This window comes from Pseudomonas sp. WS 5411 (genome assembly GCF_012985595.1).
In the GTDB taxonomy this organism is placed as follows: Bacteria; Pseudomonadota; Gammaproteobacteria; order Pseudomonadales; family Pseudomonadaceae; genus Aquipseudomonas; species Aquipseudomonas shahriarae.
The window spans coordinates 438,120-455,112 of the sequence record NZ_JAARMC010000001.1 but is presented as its reverse complement, the minus strand read 5'-3'; the positions used below and the strand labels follow the sequence as shown (position 1 = coordinate 455,112).

Sequence of the window (16,993 nt, the reverse complement as noted above, 5' to 3'; positions counted from 1 at the left end):
GAGGCCCGATCAGGAGACGTCCTTATAATCGGGGGGAGATTGTAGCGAAGAACTGCAGGGAAATGGACGTGTTTTATGACTTTTATTAGCGCTTCGGTCAGGCGGTCAACGGCAGGCGGTGTGATGACCGTGCGCGGCGCGGGCTGATGCGGGCGCGGGCGGGCAGTGGCTGGTGCATCCAGCTCAAGCGGATCTCCTCGACTTCGACCCAGCCTTCACCCACCGGTGGCTGGCTGCAGTGCTTGAATGCCTGGCAACGACCTTGCGCGTCGAGCAGGGCAAAGTGTCGAAAGGCGGGCTTGCGTGCGAATAAGCGCCAGAGAAAGTCGAACATGGTGGGCCTCCTGATAATGGGGCCAAGCATGCCAGCCCAGCATGACATATCGGTGACACTGAACCGCCGCCGGCGGGCCTGTGTCTTAGGTTGTAACTGACGCTAGTTCCCGGCAGCGGCGCACCGCTATACTGCTCGGCTGTCGGTACCTGATTTCTGGAGAGAAAAGCATGTTGCAACGCCTGTTGTTCGGTTTGATCACTGTGACCAGCTTGACCCTGGTTGGCTGCGCCCACAGCCCGCAGCAACTCAGCCCGCAACCCAAGCTCACCACCCAGCTGGCGCCTGTAGGCCATGGCCAGCCGGTCTCGGTGCGGGTGGTTGACGGTCGTCCGTCGCCGACCCTGGGCACCCGCGGTGGCCTGTACCCGGAAACCAGCGCCATCACGGTGACTGGCGCCGACGTGCTGCCCAAGCTGCAAGCCCAGGCCGAAGCGGCTGTGCGCCTGCTGGGCTTCACCCCGACCAGCAACTCGCCTGGTGCGCCGCAACTGACCGTGACCCTGGCGGAGCTGAAGTATCAGTCGCCCAAGGAAGGCCTGTACGTGACCGAAGCCACCATCGGTGCGACCTTCCGCTCTGATGTGTCCGCCGGCAACCGTCGCTACAGCGGCCGTTACGGTGCGTCCCTGGACCAGCGCTTCGGCATGGCGCCGAACCAGGAAACCAACACCAAGCTGGTCAGCGACGTGTTGAGTGACGCCCTGACGCGTCTGTTCAAGGATCCAAGCATCGGCCAGATCCTTAGCTCGCAATAATCAGCTGTAAAAAAGCCGGGCCCCGTTACGGGCCCGGCTTTTTTGTGTCTGCGCTCTTCATGCCGCCGTTTCGACATAAAAGTCCAGCACACTCACGCCTGTCAGCAGGTCCAGCTCCGGCAGGTCGGCATGTTGGTGCCCGCCGAGGGCGCAATACACCAGCCAGTGCCGGTCCTGGACATTGAACGCCAGGCCGCCGACCAGCGCCTCTTGCTCATCGCTGGGGGCGATCAGATACAGCCGATCCTGGTTCTGCGCGTGCAACATGACAAGCTCCCTTGTGTGCGAAGGGCAACAGAGTGGCTTGTTAAGGTGACGTTCAGGTGACGCTGTAAATTACTCGATACATTAGTCGTCAATGGGGGAGGGAGCTGTGATGCGCAGGAGGGCGCAGTTCGTTCAGGTTTGTATCTGGATGGATACCCGGTCACTGTTACACCGAGGTTTTTGATGTCGCTGCCGGCATTACTGCTAAATACCGCTGCATTGTTGATTGCCTGCCCCGGCGCCGGGCTGCTGTTTGTGACCCGCCTGCGGGAGCAGCGGGCGATGGCCCAACTTGCCGCGCAAAGTGAAGAGCGGGCGATCGACCAGCCGATGCTGTTTCTGGATGTGCGTACCGAGCGCAGTCATCGCCTGGGCTACCGCCTCGGGTTTGCCTGTGTCGGGCTGGCGCTAGTGATCTCCTGGCTCAGCACTCAATTGTAAAAATACCCCAAAACCACTGTGGGAGCGGGCTTGCTCGCGATAGCGGTGTGTCAGTCAAATAGTTATCAACTGACCCACCACTATCGCGGGCAAGCCCGCTCCCACATTGTGTTGCGTGTTGTTCACGCTATTGGGTTACAGGACAATCCCTGCTTTAACCCGATACTGATTACGCACCGGCATCGCATATTGCAGCACCAGATACGGTCGGTGCTCCGCCGGGCAGGCATTCAAGCGTCGCTCCCACTCTGCTTTCGCCTTGGCCAACTCGTCCGCCGGGAACACCTCGGCAGCCGTCGGCACCTGCAATTGCGGGTCGGCGTCGCTCCATTGTGCGTAGGCCAGGTAATGCACGGGAAATAACCGGTAGCCCCCCAGAATCTGTCGGTCCATCTCGATGGCCAACTGTTTGGTGTCTTCAAAACGCTCGACAATCGGCGGCGCGAAGTTGACGTGGACCCGGCCCTTGTAGCCCGTGATGCCCAGGGCAATGCTCACGTCATCTTCACCTGGCGCTTTGGCGTAGGTGCCGGTGGTGGCGCGGATATACAGTTCGCGCGCCTTGGCCGCGTCGCACGGGTCGTATTCGTAGCTGATGGACACCGGCGTCAGGTTCAGCGACAGGATGACGTCAGCAAACGGCTCATCCTTGCGGCTCATATGGAACATCTTGAGGATCGCCGACTCAGTGCGATCATCCCCATCCTTGGCGCGGCCTTCGGCCTGGGCAATCCAGATCGACTGGCAGTCGTTGCGGATCGAATGGTTGATGTAGGCCGACAGCAGTTGGTACGCCGCCATCTTCTCGCGTCGCCCGGTAATGGAACGATGTACGATAAAACTCTTGTTCAGGCGCATCAGATCGCTGACGAACGGCTTCTGCAGCAGGTTGTCACCGATGGCAATGCGTGGTGTTGGCAGGCCGGCGTGGTACACCGCATAGTTGACGAAGGCCGGGTCCATCACGATATCGCGGTGGTTGGCCAGGAAAACATAGGCCGTACCGGACTTGAGCTGTTCGACCCCGGTGTAGGTGACGCCGTCGGTCGCCCGGTCGATGGTGTGGTCGACGTAAAACTCGACTTTGTCCTGCAAGGTGGCGACGGTGGTCACACCGGCGAACTCACGGCGCAGCTTCTGGGCGATCAGCGGCTTGAGCAGCCAGCCGAAGGCGCCGGCAAAGCGCGGGAAGCGAAAGTGGGTCAGGATGTCCAGAAAGGCCTTGTCACTGAACAGCCGGGCCAGTACTGCCGGGACTTCGCTGTCGTTGTAAGGTCGGATGGTATCGAATTCGCCCATCATGCTCTCTTGTTAGAAACGGCTAGGGTAAGTAAAGGTTTGGATCGATAAGTGACAGGGCAGGTCTGAACAAATGGCATCAAACGAAAAAGCCCTGCAAATAGACCGGCGATTATACGCACAAGTCACCTGGGAGAGACCGCGATGCTAGAACCTGCGCTGTACGATTGTCCTTATTGTGGTGAAGAGGTCGAGACATCTGTGGATTTGTCCGGCGGTGACCAGAACTATATAGAGGACTGCCAGGTGTGCTGTCGGCCGATCAATTTCTACCTGCAGGTCCACGGCGAGGAATGGATGCTCGAAGTGCGCAGCGAGAATGAATAAGGGGGGCGGCCATGCAACGAATCTACGAACCGGAAAACCTGATGGAGGGCGAGTTGCTGCAGCAAATGCTCGCCAGCGAAGGTATCGACGCCCATCTGGTGGGGCGCCATCTGCTGGGTGGTACGGGTGAACTGCCGATCTTCGGCCTGTTGGGCCTGGAAGTGGAGAACGACCAGGCTGGCGAAGCCCGCGAGTTGATTACCGCCTATATCGGCGCCCAACCGCTACCCGGCGATGAACCCGACAGCTACCCCGACGTGCTGGTCTGTTAGGCTGTCGTTCGGTTTACCCAAGAGTCGTGTTGCCCAATGTGTGGACGTTATGCCCTGTTTCGCTGGAACCCCGCCTTCGCTGCCTTGCCGGGGTTCCCGGCGGATCAACAGGCCCAGTGGAATATTTCTCCCAATGATTCGGTGCTGATCCAGCGCGCTACCGACGGCCAGCGCACCCTGGCGCGGGCCCGCTGGGGGCTGACACCACCCTGGTTGACTGACCTGTCCCGCACCCCGGCCCATGCCCGCGCCGAAACCCTGGCCGAACAACCGATGTTTCGCGAGGCCTTTCGCCTGCGCCGTTGCCTGCTGCCAGCCAATGGCTTTTATGAATGGCGTGGCACCCAGCGCAAGCGGCCGTACTGGCTTACGCCGGGGGAGGGCTCGACGCTGTTCTTTGCGGCGATCTGGGAGGCTTATCCGGTGCAGGAGCAGGTGTGGTTGAGCGCGGCAGTGGTGACCCAGGCCGCGCAGAGCCAGCGCCGGCCGCTGATTCTGGATGCGGCGGGGCAGGAAGCCTGGCTCGATCCCGAGACGCCGTTGCATGTGTTGCAGGGGTTGCTGGCCGGTGAGCCGGCGGCGTTGCGTGAGCGGGTGCTGGCTAACATGGTCAATGATCCGAAGCTCAATGGGCCGGAGTGTTTGACCCCGGGTTGAGGCTGGGGGCTGTGTGGGGGATTCGCTGGCGTCATCGCAGGCAAGCCAGCTCCCACATTTTGATGTGTGAATACCTTCAACTGTGGGCGCTGGCTTGCCTGCGATACGGCCCTGAAGGCCGCTGAAACCTTTATACCTTGAACTGATTGATCAACCGCCGCTGCTGCTCCGCCAACTGGGTCAGCCCCGCACTGGCAGCACTGGACTCATCGGCACCGCCCGCCACCTCATTGGCCACCTGGCCGATATTGATCACATTGCGGTTGATGTCCTCGGCCACCGCACTCTGTTCCTCTGCCGCACTGGCAATCTGCGTGTTCATGTCATTGATCACCGACACGGCCTGAGTGATGGTCTCCAGGGCCTGGGCCGCCTTGGCGGCGTGCTGCACGCTTTCATCGGTACGCTGCTGGCTGTCTTCCATGACCCGTACCACGTCCCGCGTGCCTTGCTGCAATTGCTGGATCATGGCCTGGATTTCTTCGGTGGCCTTCTGGGTTTTCTGCGCCAGGTTGCGCACTTCGTCGGCCACTACCGCAAAGCCCCGGCCCTGTTCGCCCGCGCGCGCGGCTTCGATGGCGGCGTTGAGGGCCAGCAGGTTGGTCTGCTCGGCAATGCCGCGGATGGCAATCAGGATGGCATTGATGTTCTCGCTGTCCTTGGCCAGGGTCTGGACCACGCCCACTGCCTTGCCGATCTCCAGGGCCAGGGCGCCGATGGATGTGGAGGTATCGCGCACAATCTGCATGCCCTGGCTCGCAGCCTGGTCGGCATGGGTGGCGGCTTGTGCGGCCTGGGTGGCATTGCGGGCCACGTCCTGGGCGGTGGCGGTCATCTCGTGCACGGCGGTGGCGACCTGGTCGATCTCGACCATTTGCTTGTGCACCCCGAGGTTGGTGCGGATGGCGATGTCGGCGGTGTGTTCCGACGAATCGCTGACTTTCTGCACCGAACTGACCACCTGGGTAATCATGCCCTGCAGCTTGATCAGAAAGGTATTGAAGCCGGCGGCAATCGCGCCCAGTTCGTCGGCGCGGTCACTGGTCAGGCGGCGTGTCAGATCGCCTTCGCCCTGGGCGATGTCATTGAGCATCGCCACCATCTGCTTGAGCGGCCGGGCAATGCCATGCCCCACCAGCCAGATCACCAGCAGGCCAATGCCGGCAATCACCAGACCAACCATGGTCATGCCGAAGATATCGGTTTTGCGCTGGGCGTCCAGGTCGCCCTGCAGTGCTTGCAAGTCGGCCATCACCGTGCCCAACGGCAGTTGCAGCATCAAGGTCCAGCGCGCATCGGTCTGGCCGATGTTGAAGGGCAGGAACAACTCGATCAGCCCCTGGGCCTGGTCGACGTCGTAGCGGACTTCGCCGACGTTCGGCTGGTTGAGGTGATCGATTGTATTTTTGTCGAAGAGGTCGCTGGCTTTCTCTCCCAGCTTGCTGGCGTCCTTGGTATAGGCGACCAGGCGGCCGTTGTTGGAAATCAGCGCCATTTCGCCGGCACCGTTGTAAAGCTTCTGGTCGGCAGCGGTCAGCATTTCCTGGATGAAGTTAACCGACAGATCGGCGCCGACGATGCCCTGGAACTTTGCGTCGATCATGATCGGCTCGATAAACGAGGCCAGCATCACCGTGGTATTGCCTACGCGATAGGGCGCGGGGTCGATGACACAGGGTTTTTGGGTTTCCTTGGAGCAGAGGTAGTACTCACTGGCGCGGATGCCGGTGGAGAGAATTTTCTGGTCGGTCAGGTCGGCGAGTTTTTCCAGGCCCAGGTTGCCGTCCTGGTTGCGGAACCACCAGGGCATAAAGCGCCCGTTTGTGGGCTCTATGCCAACCACGGCGGTGTTCAGGTAGTTGGCATCGTTGTGGTCGATGGCATTGGGTTCCCAGGCGATATAGGAGCCGAGTACTTTCGGGTTGCGCACCACGGTTTCGTGCAGCAGGTTGATCAGTTGTTCGCGGCTGACCTGCAATGGGGCGCCGCCGTTTGCGTCTTTCATGCCCATCAGTGCGTTGGTGGTGGCCAGGCCTTTGGCGGTCACCAGTGGCGCTTCCAGTTCGCGCTGGATCAGTGTGGCTTGGGTGTGGGCGAGTGCCGTGAGCCGTTGCTCGATGATCTGCTCGAATTGCGCCTGGGTGCGTGCCTGCACCATGTCCTGGGTCCGTGCACCGGCGAACAGCGCGTACAGCACCAGGGCCGCCACGACGCTCAGCACAATGGCCCCGGCCAATGCCGCAACAGAAAACTGAATCGACTTGAATTTCATGGAAGCTCCGGGCGCTTAGGGCATCATCTGTTTTCTTATATCGGCTACAGGCGCTGCAGACATGAGGTGCTGCCCTGTAAAAGAATCAGGGGTGTCGTTTATAGGATGGTTGTGGGCGTGGGGGATGTCTGAAATCAGCGGTTATGCGTCAGGTGTATCTGGCGCAGATACAAGGGAGGGCCTAGGATATGCGCCATAATTTCAGGGAGAAGGCGCATGAAAAAATATTTGGCGGTAACGGCATTGAGCGCAGCCTTGCTGCTCGCCGGTTGCCAGTCGGTCAACACCACCAGTGGCGGCGCCGTGGGTGTGGAGCGCAAGCAGTACATGTTCAGCATGCTGTCGAGCCAGGAAGTCGACCAGATGTACGCGCAGTCGTACCAGCAGACCCTCGGCGAAGCCAGTGGCAAGGGCCTGCTGGACAAGACCAGCACCAACGCCAAGCGTGTGCAGGCTATCGCCCAGCGCCTGATCGCCCAGGCTCCCACCTTCCGTCCGGATGCGGCGCAGTGGAAGTGGGAAGTGAACCTGATCAAAAGCGACGAGATGAACGCCAACTGCGGGCCTGGCGGCAAGATTTTTGTCTACAGCGGGCTGATCGACACCCTCAAGTTGACCGATGACGAGCTGGCGGCGGTCATGGGCCATGAAATTGCCCACGCCCTGCGTGAGCATGGCCGCGAAGCCATGTCCAAGGCCTACGGCATCGAGATGGCCAAGCAGGGCGCCGGCGCATTGTTGGGCCTGGGCCAGGACAGCATGGCGCTGGCCGATACCGTGGCCAACTACGGCATGACCTTGCCCAACAGCCGCAGCAACGAGAACGAAGCCGACCTGATCGGCCTGGAACTCTCGGCCCGCGCCGGTTACAACCCGAACGCGGCCATCACGCTCTGGAACAAAATGGCCAAGGCCTCCGAAGGCGCACCGCCTGAGTTCATGAGCACCCACCCGGCCTCCAGCAGCCGGATCGCCTCGTTGCAGGCGGCGATTCCCAAGGTGATGCCGTTGTACCAGCAGGCCAAGAAGTCCTGATAATCCAGGCCTTGTGAAGGTCCAAAGGTGGGAGCGGGCTTGCTCGCGTTAGCGGTGGTTCAGTTAATTAATCCGTGACTGATACAGCGCTATCGCAGGCAAGCCAGCTCCCACATTTGCAAAGGGTTACAACCAGCCGCTGCTTTGCATGGCCTTGTACACCGCCACCAGCGCCAGGATAAAGAACGCCGAGGCCGCCAGGCGCCGAATCAGGGTCAGCGGTAGTTTTTCCGCGGCGAAATTCCCCGCCAGAACCACCGGCACGTTGGCAATCAGCATGCCCAGGGTGGTACCGATAATCACCAGCCACAACTCCGGGTATTGCGCCGCCAGCATCACCGTGGCGATCTGCGTCTTGTCACCGATTTCTGCGATGAAGAACGCAATCAGCGTGGTCAGGAACGGCCCGAACTTGCGTGAAGTACTGGCCTCGTCATCGTCGAGCTTGTCCGGCACCAGGGTCCACAGGGCCGTGGCGCAGAAGCTCGCAGCGAGTATCCAGTGCAACACCGCATCCGAGAAGAAACTGCCAAACCAGGCACCCACGGCACCGGCGGCGGCGTGGTTGGCCAGGGTCGCGGCGATGATGCCGGCGATGATCGGCCAGGGTTTGCGAAAGCGTGCGGCGAGGATGAGCGCGAGCAATTGCGTCTTGTCGCCGATTTCGGCCAAGGCAACGATTGCGGTAGGAACGAGAAGTGAATCCAGCATCAGGTAGGTTTCCAGGGGCGGGTCGACACGGCTATGACACGTACAGCCTTCCCGCCCCGGGTAAGGTGTGCGTGTCATAGGTCTTGTCAAACCCCGGTCCGTCTGTGCGGACTCCTGGGTCGCATACGCCATGGTCTGCTGACCAAGTATGTTGACGTATGCCGGACGAGCATGTTGCTCGTGGGAGACTACTCCCCTAGGACGGAGCGGATTCTGCCTTGGCAAAATCCATTCGGCAAGCGTTCTTTTTCAAACGCCCGTCAGCCGCGCTTGGCGCGGTAGATGCGAAAACCCTGGCCCTCGGCCTTGACTGCGCACACGCCCAGATGCTCTTCGATCAGTGGTTGGTACTTCAGGAAGCTGTTGGCAACTAGCCGAAGTTCGCCACCGTTTTTCAGATGTTGGCGTGCTTTTCGCAGCAGGTTTTCCGTAGCGAAATAATCCGTATGCACCCCGACATGGAACGGCGGGTTGCTCAGAATCGCATCCAGGCCCATGGGCGCGGCGTCGATGCCATCACCGGTCAGCACTTCGCCTTCCAGGCCATTGGCCTCCAGGGTCAGGCGACTGCTGGCGGTGGCGAAGGCGTCCACGTCGAGCAGCGTCACGGTGTTGTGCGGATAGCGCCGCTTGACCGCCGCGCCGAGCACGCCGGCGCCACAGCCGAAGTCCAGCAGATGACCGCTGGGCAGCTTGTCCAGGTGTTCGAGCAAAAGCGCGGTGCCGCGATCCAGGCGGCCATGGCTGAACACGCCGGGCAAGCTGACGACCTTGAGCGGCCCGTCGGCCAGTGGCACTTCAAAGACCTCGGCCAGGCTTGCCAGGTCGGGGGCTGCCGGGGCGTCGGCCACGGTGGCCAGCCACAGCTGGCAGTGCCGCGCATTGTCGAGCTTGCGTGGTTTGCCGAAGGCGTTCAGTTGCTTGGCGGCGCTTTCGATGCCGCCGCGTTTTTCGCCCACCAGGTACAACTCGGCGCCCGGCAGCCGTGCCGCCACGGCCTTGAGGATGTAGTCGGCGAGGTCCTTGGACTTGGGCAGAAACACCACGGCTGTGTCGAATGCACGCTGCGGTACATTCACCCCGAAATGGCTGCGCTCGGCAAACCGCGCATCCAGCGCCGCCTGATCGCCCGCATGCCAGCACCAGCCATGGGCATTGGGCAGGCGGCCCAGCAGGTCGTCGGCGGGCAGGCCGGCCAGTAACACATTGCCTTGAAAAAGTTCGGCCTGACGAAGCAGTACTTCACTGCGCGGATCCATGGTCTGCTCCCTGAAAAAGGAGCGCAGTTTATCAACTGACGACGCGCTGCGGTGCTCCGCTGAAAAAGCCCCGGGCGTTTTCGGTCAATTGGCCGACGATCCGTTGCCGCGCTTCGCGACTGCCCCACGCACTGTGTGGGGTGATGATCAGCCGTGGGATGTCGCTCGCCAGCAGCGGGTTGCCGGCGGTCGGCGGTTCGACGCTCAGCACATCGGTGGCCGCGCCCCCCAGATGACCGCCACGCAGGGCGTCTGCCAAGGCCTGTTCATCAATCAGGCCACCGCGTGCGGTGTTGACCACGAACGCGCCCGGCTTGAGCAGTGCCAGTTCGCGGGCGCCGATAAAGTGCCGCGTATGTTCGTTGAGCGGGCAATGCAGGGTCAGGGCGTCGACCTGCGGCAGCAGTTCGTCCAGTGGCACCCGATCTGCGCGGGGCGGGCGACCGGGAATGGCGCCCAGCACTACGCGCATGCCAAAGGCTTCGGCCAGACGCGCGACGGCGCCGCCCAGTTCGCCATGGCCCAGCAAACCCAGGGTTTTGCCTTCCAGCTCGACAATCGGGTAGTCCAGCAGGCAGAACTGCTTGGCTTGCTGCCACAGCCCGGCATCGACGTCTTTTTGATAGTCCTTCAGGCGCGTGGCAAGGTTGAGCAGCAGCATGATCGTGTGTTGCGCCACTGACGGCGTGCCGTAACCCTGGCAGTTACTCACGGTAATGCCCTGGGCGCGGGCGGCGGCCAGGTCGACGTTGTTGGTGCCGGTGGCGGCGATCAGGATCAGTTTCAGGTCAGGGCAGGCGGCCATCGTCTGGGCGTTGATCAGGATCTTGTTACTGATCGCTACCTGGGCGCCTTGCAGGCGCTCGACCACTTGATCGGCCGAGGTCTGCTCGCACAGCTGCAAGTCGCTGAAGGTCTCCCGCAACCCGCTGAGGTCAAGGTCCCCCTGGTCCAGGGAAGGGTGATCAAGGAAGACGGCGCGGCGATTGTTCGTCATCAACTGTACCTTTTGCGACAGGGTTCGAAGGCGTAATCTGCCGAGCCTACCAGATGAAATAATCAGTTACTTCTTGGAGTGTGCATGTACCTCACCGAGTTTTTGACCGTGGCGTTGATTCACCTGCTGGCCGTGGCCAGCCCCGGGCCGGACTTTGCCGTGGTGGTACGCGAGAGCGTGACCCATGGCCGGCGTGCCGGCACTTGGACGGCGTTGGGCGTCGGTTCGGCGATTTTCCTTCACGTTGGCTACTCGTTGCTCGGTATCGGTTTGATCGTGTCCCAGTCCATCGTGCTGTTCAACGCCTTGAAATGGGCGGCGGCGGCCTACCTGTTGTATATCGGCTTCAAAGCCCTGCGGGCGCAGCCGGCCAAGCCTGCCAGTGAAGAAGACTTGCACCGCGAAGTGGGCGAGCGCAGTGCCCGCGGCGCCTTTACCTCGGGTTTTGTGACCAATGGCCTGAACCCCAAGGCCACGCTGTTTTTCCTGTCGCTGTTCACCGTGGTGATCAACCCCCACACGCCGCTGGCAATCCAGGCCGGTTATGGCCTGTACCTGGCCGTGGCTACCGCCCTGTGGTTCTGCATGGTGGCCATGTTGTTCAGCCAACAGCGCGTGCGCGCCGGGTTTGCGCGCATGGGCCATTGGTTTGATCGGAGCATGGGTGCGGTGCTGATTGCCATTGGTGTGAAAGTGGCCCTCACCGAGCGCTAAAGGCGCCGCTGGCTGAATGAATGCTGGCGCAAAGCTAGCATTCATCCGGCTCTGCAAATCATTCCTTCGGCTGATTTGGCCGGCGTGCAAGGTCTCTACAGTGCAAATCCTTTAGCCAAGACCGTGCAGTCATAAAAAGGGATTCGTATGTTGCAGACTCGTGTTATCCCGCCCGCCGAAGGCGCCTACCAATACCCGTTGTTGATCAAGCGCCTGTTGATGTCGGGTGCGCGCTACGAGAAAACCCGGGAAATCGTCTACCGCGACAAGCTGCGCTACACCTACCCCACCCTGATCGAACGCGTCGCCCGCCTGGCCAATGTGCTGACCGCAGCCGGGGTCAAGGCCGGTGATACCGTGGCCGTGATGGACTGGGACAGCCACCGTTACCTGGAATGCATGTTCGCCATTCCGATGATTGGTGCGGTGATTCACACCATTAACGTGCGCCTGTCGCCAGAGCAGATCCTCTACACGATGAACCACGCCGAGGACCGCTTTGTGCTGGTCAACAGCGAGTTCGTCGGCCTGTACCAGGCCATTGCCGGTCAATTGACCACCGTCGACAAGACCCTGCTGTTGACCGATGGCGACGAGAAAACCGCCGATCTGCCCAACCTGGTAGGCGAGTACGAAACGCTATTGGCCGCTGCCAGCACGCACTACACCTTCGAGGACTTCGACGAGCATTCGGTGGCCACCACCTTCTACACCACCGGTACCACCGGTAACCCCAAGGGTGTGTATTTCACCCACCGCCAACTGGTGCTGCACACCATCGGCGTGGCGACCATAATGGGCAGCGTCGACAGCGTGCGCCTGCTGGGCACCAACGATGTGTACATGCCCATCACGCCGATGTTCCACGTCCACGCCTGGGGCTTGCCGTATGTGGCGACCATGCTCGGTCTCAAGCAGGTCTACCCCGGCCGCTACGACCCGGAATACCTGGTGGAGTTGTGGCGCAAAGAGAAGGTCACGTTCTCCCACTGTGTGCCGACCATCCTGCAGATGCTGCTCAACGCCAAGGCCGCCCAGGGCGTGGATTTTGGCGGGTGGAAAATCGTGATTGGCGGCAGCGCCCTCAACCGCTCGCTGTATGAAGCAGCCAAGGCCCGTGGCATCCAGCTGACAGCGGCCTATGGGATGTCCGAGACCGGCCCGCTGGTGTCCTGTGCCCACCTCAACGAAGAACTGATGGCCGGCAGCGAAGACGAGCGCACCACCTACCGGATCAAGGCCGGTGTGCCGGGGCCGTTGGTGGAAGCCGCGATCATCGACGGGGACGGCAACTTCCTCCCGGCCGATGGCGAGTCCCAGGGCGAACTGGTGCTGCGCGCGCCATGGCTCAGCGAGGGGTATTTCAACGAGCCGCAGAAGGGCGCCGAACTCTGGGAAGGCGGCTGGATGCACACCGGCGACGTGGCCACCCTCGATGCCTTCGGTGTGATCGACATTCGCGACCGTATCAAGGACGTGATCAAGACCGGCGGCGAGTGGATTTCATCCCTGGCCCTTGAAGACCTGGTCAGCCGTCACCCGGCGGTACGCGAAGTAGCGGTGGTCGGGATTGCCGACCCGCAGTGGGGCGAGCGCCCGTTTGCCCTGTTGGTGGTCCGTGAAGGCCACGGGATTGGCGCCCGCGAACTCAAGGAACACCTCAAGCCGTATGTCGAGCAGGGCCACCTGAGCAAGTGGGCAATTCCAAGTCAGATTGCCATTGTTACGGAAATTCCCAAGACCAGCGTCGGTAAGCTGGACAAGAAACGTATCCGTATCGACATCATTGAATGGCAGGCCAATAACAGCACCTTCCTGTCCACGCTCTGACCCCTCGTGCCGTGCCCGTTCGGGCACGGCAATGCTCTATTACAAGCCTTCGCCTTGTCATTTGCCGAATTTCAGCCATCCTCTTTTGCGTCAGCCCTCGCTGACATGGCGAAAGGGCTGTCGCAGACGGGTTGGTGATGCAAATCACACTTTAGAGGGATCAAGCGATACCCCCTGCTGGCTATAGTCCCTCCCAGAGTTTTTCAAGGATGCGGCGCTGCGGTCCTGGGTGGTCCGGTGGCTGTCTGGCATTGGAATCGTTGTATTCCGGCCGTTACAAGCGTGTTTGAAAAGGCTCACTGCCATAACAATAAAATGCACATGGAGTAGCGTCGATGACCTCAGTAAATCAGTTCTGGCGCCGGGCGAGATTACCCCTGGCGGTCAGTCTTGCCTCGACCCTCGCCGGGCCCGCATTCGGCGTCAGTTTCAACATTGGTGAGGTCGAAGGCAGCTTCGACTCGTCCCTGTCGGTGGGGGCCAGCTGGAGCACGGCCAAGCCCGATCGCGACCTGATTGGTGTCAACAACGGTGGCAAGGGGCTGTCGCAAACCTCCGATGACGGTCACTTGAACTTCAAGCGTGGGGAGACGTTCTCGAAGATCTTCAAGGGCATCCATGACCTGGAACTGAAATACGGCGACACCGGCGTATTCGTGCGTGGCAAATACTGGTACGACTTCGAACTCAAGGATGAAGGCCGCGAGTTCAAGGACATCAGCGACCACAATCGCAAAGAGGGCGCCAAGTCTTCCGGCGGGCAGATTCTCGATGCGTTCATCTACCACAACTACTCCATTGCCGATGCGCCGGGTTCGGTGCGTTTTGGTAAGCAAGTAGTGAGCTGGGGTGAAAGTACTTTCATTGGCGGTGGTATCAACTCCGTCAACCCGATCGACGTGTCTGCGTTCCGTCGTCCGGGTGCCGAGATCAAGGAAGGCCTGATCCCGGTCAACATGTTCTACGTGTCGCAATCCTTGACCGATAACCTGTCGGCAGAAGCGTTCTACCAGTTGGAGTGGGATCAGACGATCACCGACAACTGCGGGACATTCTTCTCGCAGCCTGATGTGATTGCTGACGGCTGCAGCGATAACTTGCGCTTGCTCAGCAAGCGTTCAGTGATCGCGGCGGGCGGTGGTTTACCATTGATGAACGCGTTTGGCGTGAACATCAATGAGGAGGGTGTGCTGGTCAAGCGTGGCCCTGATCGCGACGCACGCGATAGCGGTCAGTTTGGCGTGGCGATGCACTACAACTTTGAGCCGTTGGACACTGAGTTCGGCGCTTATTTCATGAACTATCACAGCCGTGCGCCGATTTTCAGCGCCAGGGGCGCCTCCGCTGCGACCTACGCAGCAGCTAACGCATTGACGTTTACACCCGGCGCCAGCCAGTTGCGTCCTCTCATTGTGGCCGGTAACTCCAGCTACTTTGTCGAGTACCCGGAGGATATTCGGCTGTATGGCTTGAGCTTCTCCACCACGCTGGCGACAGGGACCGCATGGAGTGGTGAATTGAGCTATCGGCCGAATGCGCCAGTGCAACTCAATACCACCGATATTTTGTATGCGGGCGTAACGCCGCTGTTGGGCCTGGGGGCGGCTTCGCCACTTAAAGGCTCTGCTGACCAGGATCTGAACGGCTACCGGCGTAAGGAAGTTACCCAGTTCCAGACGACGTTTACGCACTTCTTCGATCAAGTGATGGGAGCAAGTCGCTTGACGTTGGTCGGTGAAGTGGGCGTGACCCACGTTGGTGGCCTGGAAAGCAGTAACAAAGCACGTTACGGGCGTGATCCGGTGTATGGCCCTGGGCGAGGCGCTCTTTGTGCAACGCTTAACGGCGGCACAATTGCCGGTGCCGGACCTGGCACCGATGCCAGCAACCTTACTGCCAATTGCAACAATGATGGCTTCACTACCGCCACTTCCTGGGGCTACCGTGGCCGGGCAATCTGGGAGTACCCGGATGTCTTCGCCGGCGTGAACCTCAAGCCTAACGTGGCGTGGTCCCATGATGTGAACGGTTACTCGCCAGGTCCTGGCGGCAACTTCGAAGAAGGTCGCAAAGCGGTGAGCCTGGGGCTGGACGCGGAATACCAGAACACCTACACGGCGAGCCTGGCCTACACCAACTTCTTTGGTGGCGACTACAACACCTCGGTTGACCGCGATTTCGTGGCCCTGAGTTTCGGCGCGAACTTCTAAGCACACTGCATTTCAGGAAGACCAGAACATGAAAATAACCAAAAGTCTGTTGCACGTGGGTGTGCTGGGACTGTCGATCATGGCCAGCAGCGTCATGGCGGCGGTCTCGGCGGATGAAGCCGCCAAGCTGGGCACCACGTTGACTCCGATGGGCGCGGAAATGGCCGGCAACGCTGCCGGCACCATTCCGGCCTGGAAAGCCCTGCCAACCAACGCCGGTGCTGTGGATGCCAAGGGCTTCCTGGCCAACCCGTATGCCAGCGAGCAGCCGCAGTTCACCATCACCGCGCAGAACGTCGAGCAGTACAAAGACAAGCTGGCGCCGGGGCAGTACGCGATGTTCAAGCGCTACCCTGAAACCTTCAAGATGCCGGTGTACACCACCCATCGCGGTGCCACCGTGCCGGCGCAAGTGTTCGCCTCCATCAAGAAAAACGCCACCAGCACCAACCTGGTAGGCGGTGGTAACGGCCTGGAAAACTTCGAAACCGCGATTCCGTTCCCAATCCCGAAAAGCGGGGTCGAGGTGATCTGGAACCACATCACCCGCTATCGCGGCGGCAGCGTGACACGCCTGGTGACCCAGGCCACGCCACAGGCCAACGGCTCGTACAGCCTGGTGTACTTCCAGGACCAGTTCGTGTTCCGCGACAAGATGAAGGATTACGATCCGGCAAATCCGGGCAATATCCTGTTCTACTTCAAGCAGAAAGTGACTGCACCTGCGCGTCTGGCCGGTGGTGTGTTGCTGGTGCACGAAACCCTGGACCAGGTAAAGGAACCGCGCGCCGCGTGGGTCTACAACGCCGGCCAGCGCCGTGTGCGCCGCGCGCCGCAAGTGTCCTACGACGGGCCGGGGACTGCCGCCGATGGCCTGCGGACTTCCGACAACCTCGACATGTACAACGGCGCCCCGGATCGCTACGACTGGAAGCTGGAAGGCAAGAAGGAAATGTACATCGCCTCCAACAGCTACAAGCTCGACGATCCGAAGCTCAAGTACGCCGACATCATCAAGGCCGGCCACATCAACCAGGACCTGGCGCGTTATGAACTGCGCCGCGTCTGGCACGTGGTCGCCACCTTGAAGGAAGGCCAGCGCCATATCTATGCCAAGCGTGACTTCTACATCGACGAAGACACCTGGCAAGCAGCGGTGATCGACCATTACGACGGTCGTGGCCAACTGTGGCGCGTAGCCGAAGCCCATGGCGAGAACTACTACGACAAGCAAGTGCCGTGGTACGCCCTCGAAACCCTCTACGACCTGCAGTCCGGCCGCTACCTGGCCCTGGGCATGAAGAACGAAGAGAAACAGGCCTATGACTTCGGCTTCACTGCCACCACCAGCGACTTCACCCCGGCGGCTCTGCGTCAGGATGGTGTTCGCTAAACCGCGGTAAACAAGTCCGCACCAGTGGGGGTGGGCTTGTGTGGGGGCGGGCAAGTCCGCTCCCACACAAGCCCATCCCCACATTTGTTTTGGGCATCCGGAAAATAGTTGGTTATTTCTTGTTGTAGTCTTTTTCAGACAAATGTTGCAAAGATCTACAAAGCGACGGCTTTTAACGCTAGTCTGCGGACATCTGCAATGCCGACCACAGCCTACT

General features: G+C 60.6%; 17 protein-coding genes and 1 riboswitch. Of the genes, 10 read left to right on the top strand and 7 right to left on the bottom strand.

The window, feature by feature from the left end; genetic code table 11:
• Nucleotides 1-97 precede the first annotated feature (97 nt).
• Nucleotides 98-334, bottom strand: a complete 237-nt coding sequence (locus HBR93_RS02020; protein ID WP_057438133.1) for a hypothetical protein — start codon at nucleotides 332-334, stop codon at nucleotides 98-100.
• Nucleotides 335-504: 170 nt separating this feature from the next.
• Here HBR93_RS02020 and HBR93_RS02015 point away from each other — a divergent pair, with 170 nt between their 5' ends.
• A complete protein-coding gene (locus HBR93_RS02015; RefSeq protein WP_029291738.1) occupies nucleotides 505-1,092 on the top strand; it encodes a YajG family lipoprotein in 588 nt (195 codons plus the stop codon).
• Between the two features lie 57 nt (nucleotides 1,093-1,149).
• Here HBR93_RS02015 and HBR93_RS02010 read toward each other — a convergent pair whose 3' ends face one another.
• Nucleotides 1,150-1,359, bottom strand: a complete 210-nt coding sequence (locus HBR93_RS02010) for a hypothetical protein (RefSeq protein WP_008434269.1) — start codon at nucleotides 1,357-1,359, stop codon at nucleotides 1,150-1,152.
• Between the two features lie 183 nt (nucleotides 1,360-1,542).
• Here HBR93_RS02010 and HBR93_RS02005 point away from each other — a divergent pair, with 183 nt between their 5' ends.
• On the top strand, nucleotides 1,543-1,800 hold the full coding sequence (locus tag HBR93_RS02005) for a hypothetical protein (protein WP_169959756.1): 258 nt from the start codon (nucleotides 1,543-1,545) through the stop codon (nucleotides 1,798-1,800).
• Between the two features lie 135 nt (nucleotides 1,801-1,935).
• Here HBR93_RS02005 and HBR93_RS02000 read toward each other — a convergent pair whose 3' ends face one another.
• Nucleotides 1,936-3,099: a 1-acyl-sn-glycerol-3-phosphate acyltransferase gene (locus tag HBR93_RS02000; protein ID WP_169959755.1), complete on the bottom strand. Its 1,164-nt coding sequence runs from the start codon at nucleotides 3,097-3,099 to the stop codon at nucleotides 1,936-1,938.
• Between the two features lie 144 nt (nucleotides 3,100-3,243).
• Here HBR93_RS02000 and HBR93_RS01995 point away from each other — a divergent pair, with 144 nt between their 5' ends.
• The 3 genes from HBR93_RS01995 to HBR93_RS01985 are packed head-to-tail and all read left to right on the top strand — an operon-like array spanning nucleotide 3,244 to nucleotide 4,355.
• The gene (locus HBR93_RS01995) at nucleotides 3,244-3,426 is read left to right on the top strand and encodes a CPXCG motif-containing cysteine-rich protein (protein WP_057438139.1); all 183 of its coding nucleotides are present in this window, start codon (nucleotides 3,244-3,246) and stop codon (nucleotides 3,424-3,426) included.
• Nucleotides 3,427-3,437: 11 nt separating this feature from the next.
• On the top strand, nucleotides 3,438-3,698 hold the full coding sequence (locus HBR93_RS01990; protein WP_057444473.1) for a DUF2007 domain-containing protein: 261 nt from the start codon (nucleotides 3,438-3,440) through the stop codon (nucleotides 3,696-3,698).
• A gap of 36 nt (nucleotides 3,699-3,734) precedes the next feature.
• Nucleotides 3,735-4,355 (top strand): SOS response-associated peptidase, encoded by a 621-nt coding sequence (locus HBR93_RS01985; protein ID WP_057438144.1) that lies wholly within the window; start codon nucleotides 3,735-3,737, stop codon nucleotides 4,353-4,355.
• Between the two features lie 130 nt (nucleotides 4,356-4,485).
• Here the strand turns inward: HBR93_RS01985 and HBR93_RS01980 are convergent, their stop codons facing one another.
• Entirely contained in the window at nucleotides 4,486-6,627 is a 2,142-nt protein-coding gene (locus tag HBR93_RS01980; protein ID WP_169959754.1) for a methyl-accepting chemotaxis protein, read from the bottom strand.
• Nucleotides 6,628-6,843: 216 nt separating this feature from the next.
• Here HBR93_RS01980 and HBR93_RS01975 point away from each other — a divergent pair, with 216 nt between their 5' ends.
• Nucleotides 6,844-7,662: a M48 family metallopeptidase gene (locus tag HBR93_RS01975; protein WP_057438149.1), complete on the top strand. Its 819-nt coding sequence runs from the start codon at nucleotides 6,844-6,846 to the stop codon at nucleotides 7,660-7,662.
• Nucleotides 7,663-7,788: 126 nt separating this feature from the next.
• Here HBR93_RS01975 and HBR93_RS01970 read toward each other — a convergent pair whose 3' ends face one another.
• The 3 genes from HBR93_RS01970 to HBR93_RS01960 all read right to left on the bottom strand — a co-directional run bounded on the left by HBR93_RS01970 (nucleotide 7,789) and on the right by HBR93_RS01960 (nucleotide 10,629).
• Complete coding sequence (locus HBR93_RS01970) at nucleotides 7,789-8,373, bottom strand: TMEM165/GDT1 family protein (protein ID WP_057438151.1); 585 nt, start codon at nucleotides 8,371-8,373, stop codon at nucleotides 7,789-7,791.
• A gap of 89 nt (nucleotides 8,374-8,462) precedes the next feature.
• A riboswitch (yybP-ykoY riboswitch) is annotated at nucleotides 8,463-8,582 on the bottom strand.
• A gap of 51 nt (nucleotides 8,583-8,633) precedes the next feature.
• Nucleotides 8,634-9,632: a class I SAM-dependent methyltransferase gene (locus HBR93_RS01965; RefSeq protein ID WP_115128982.1), complete on the bottom strand. Its 999-nt coding sequence runs from the start codon at nucleotides 9,630-9,632 to the stop codon at nucleotides 8,634-8,636.
• 31 nt (nucleotides 9,633-9,663) lie between these two features.
• Nucleotides 9,664-10,629, bottom strand: a complete 966-nt coding sequence (locus HBR93_RS01960; RefSeq protein ID WP_169959753.1) for a 2-hydroxyacid dehydrogenase — start codon at nucleotides 10,627-10,629, stop codon at nucleotides 9,664-9,666.
• A gap of 84 nt (nucleotides 10,630-10,713) precedes the next feature.
• Here HBR93_RS01960 and HBR93_RS01955 point away from each other — a divergent pair, with 84 nt between their 5' ends.
• From HBR93_RS01955 to HBR93_RS01940, 4 genes are all read left to right on the top strand, one after another.
• Nucleotides 10,714-11,343 (top strand): LysE family transporter, encoded by a 630-nt coding sequence (locus HBR93_RS01955; RefSeq protein WP_057438156.1) that lies wholly within the window; start codon nucleotides 10,714-10,716, stop codon nucleotides 11,341-11,343.
• Nucleotides 11,344-11,490: 147 nt separating this feature from the next.
• Nucleotides 11,491-13,173 carry a fatty acid--CoA ligase gene (locus HBR93_RS01950; RefSeq protein ID WP_057438159.1) on the top strand — a complete coding sequence of 561 codons (1,683 nt, stop codon included), beginning with the start codon at nucleotides 11,491-11,493 and terminating at the stop codon, nucleotides 13,171-13,173.
• A gap of 335 nt (nucleotides 13,174-13,508) precedes the next feature.
• Nucleotides 13,509-15,383, top strand: a complete 1,875-nt coding sequence (locus HBR93_RS01945; RefSeq protein WP_169959752.1) for a DUF1302 domain-containing protein — start codon at nucleotides 13,509-13,511, stop codon at nucleotides 15,381-15,383.
• Nucleotides 15,384-15,411: 28 nt separating this feature from the next.
• On the top strand, nucleotides 15,412-16,776 hold the full coding sequence (locus HBR93_RS01940) for a DUF1329 domain-containing protein (protein WP_057438161.1): 1,365 nt from the start codon (nucleotides 15,412-15,414) through the stop codon (nucleotides 16,774-16,776).
• Nucleotides 16,777-16,993 lie beyond the last annotated feature (217 nt).

Coding starts and splice junctions, on each gene's coding strand:
- HBR93_RS01940 (WP_057438161.1), top strand. CDS start 15,412: ATGAAAATAACCAAAAGTCTGTTGCACGTGGGTGTGCTGGGACTGTCG.
- HBR93_RS01945 (WP_169959752.1), top strand. CDS start 13,509: ATGACCTCAGTAAATCAGTTCTGGCGCCGGGCGAGATTACCCCTGGCG.
- HBR93_RS01995 (WP_057438139.1), top strand. CDS start 3,244: ATGCTAGAACCTGCGCTGTACGATTGTCCTTATTGTGGTGAAGAGGTC.
- HBR93_RS02000 (WP_169959755.1), bottom strand. CDS start 3,099: ATGGGCGAATTCGATACCATCCGACCTTACAACGACAGCGAAGTCCCG.
- HBR93_RS01970 (WP_057438151.1), bottom strand. CDS start 8,373: ATGCTGGATTCACTTCTCGTTCCTACCGCAATCGTTGCCTTGGCCGAA.
- HBR93_RS02005 (WP_169959756.1), top strand. CDS start 1,543: ATGTCGCTGCCGGCATTACTGCTAAATACCGCTGCATTGTTGATTGCC.
- HBR93_RS02010 (WP_008434269.1), bottom strand. CDS start 1,359: ATGTTGCACGCGCAGAACCAGGATCGGCTGTATCTGATCGCCCCCAGC.
- HBR93_RS01950 (WP_057438159.1), top strand. CDS start 11,491: ATGTTGCAGACTCGTGTTATCCCGCCCGCCGAAGGCGCCTACCAATAC.
- HBR93_RS01990 (WP_057444473.1), top strand. CDS start 3,438: ATGCAACGAATCTACGAACCGGAAAACCTGATGGAGGGCGAGTTGCTG.
- HBR93_RS01975 (WP_057438149.1), top strand. CDS start 6,844: ATGAAAAAATATTTGGCGGTAACGGCATTGAGCGCAGCCTTGCTGCTC.
- HBR93_RS02015 (WP_029291738.1), top strand. CDS start 505: ATGTTGCAACGCCTGTTGTTCGGTTTGATCACTGTGACCAGCTTGACC.
- HBR93_RS02020 (WP_057438133.1), bottom strand. CDS start 334: ATGTTCGACTTTCTCTGGCGCTTATTCGCACGCAAGCCCGCCTTTCGA.
- HBR93_RS01955 (WP_057438156.1), top strand. CDS start 10,714: ATGTACCTCACCGAGTTTTTGACCGTGGCGTTGATTCACCTGCTGGCC.
- HBR93_RS01980 (WP_169959754.1), bottom strand. CDS start 6,627: ATGAAATTCAAGTCGATTCAGTTTTCTGTTGCGGCATTGGCCGGGGCC.
- HBR93_RS01965 (WP_115128982.1), bottom strand. CDS start 9,632: ATGGATCCGCGCAGTGAAGTACTGCTTCGTCAGGCCGAACTTTTTCAA.
- HBR93_RS01960 (WP_169959753.1), bottom strand. CDS start 10,629: ATGACGAACAATCGCCGCGCCGTCTTCCTTGATCACCCTTCCCTGGAC.
- HBR93_RS01985 (WP_057438144.1), top strand. CDS start 3,735: ATGTGTGGACGTTATGCCCTGTTTCGCTGGAACCCCGCCTTCGCTGCC.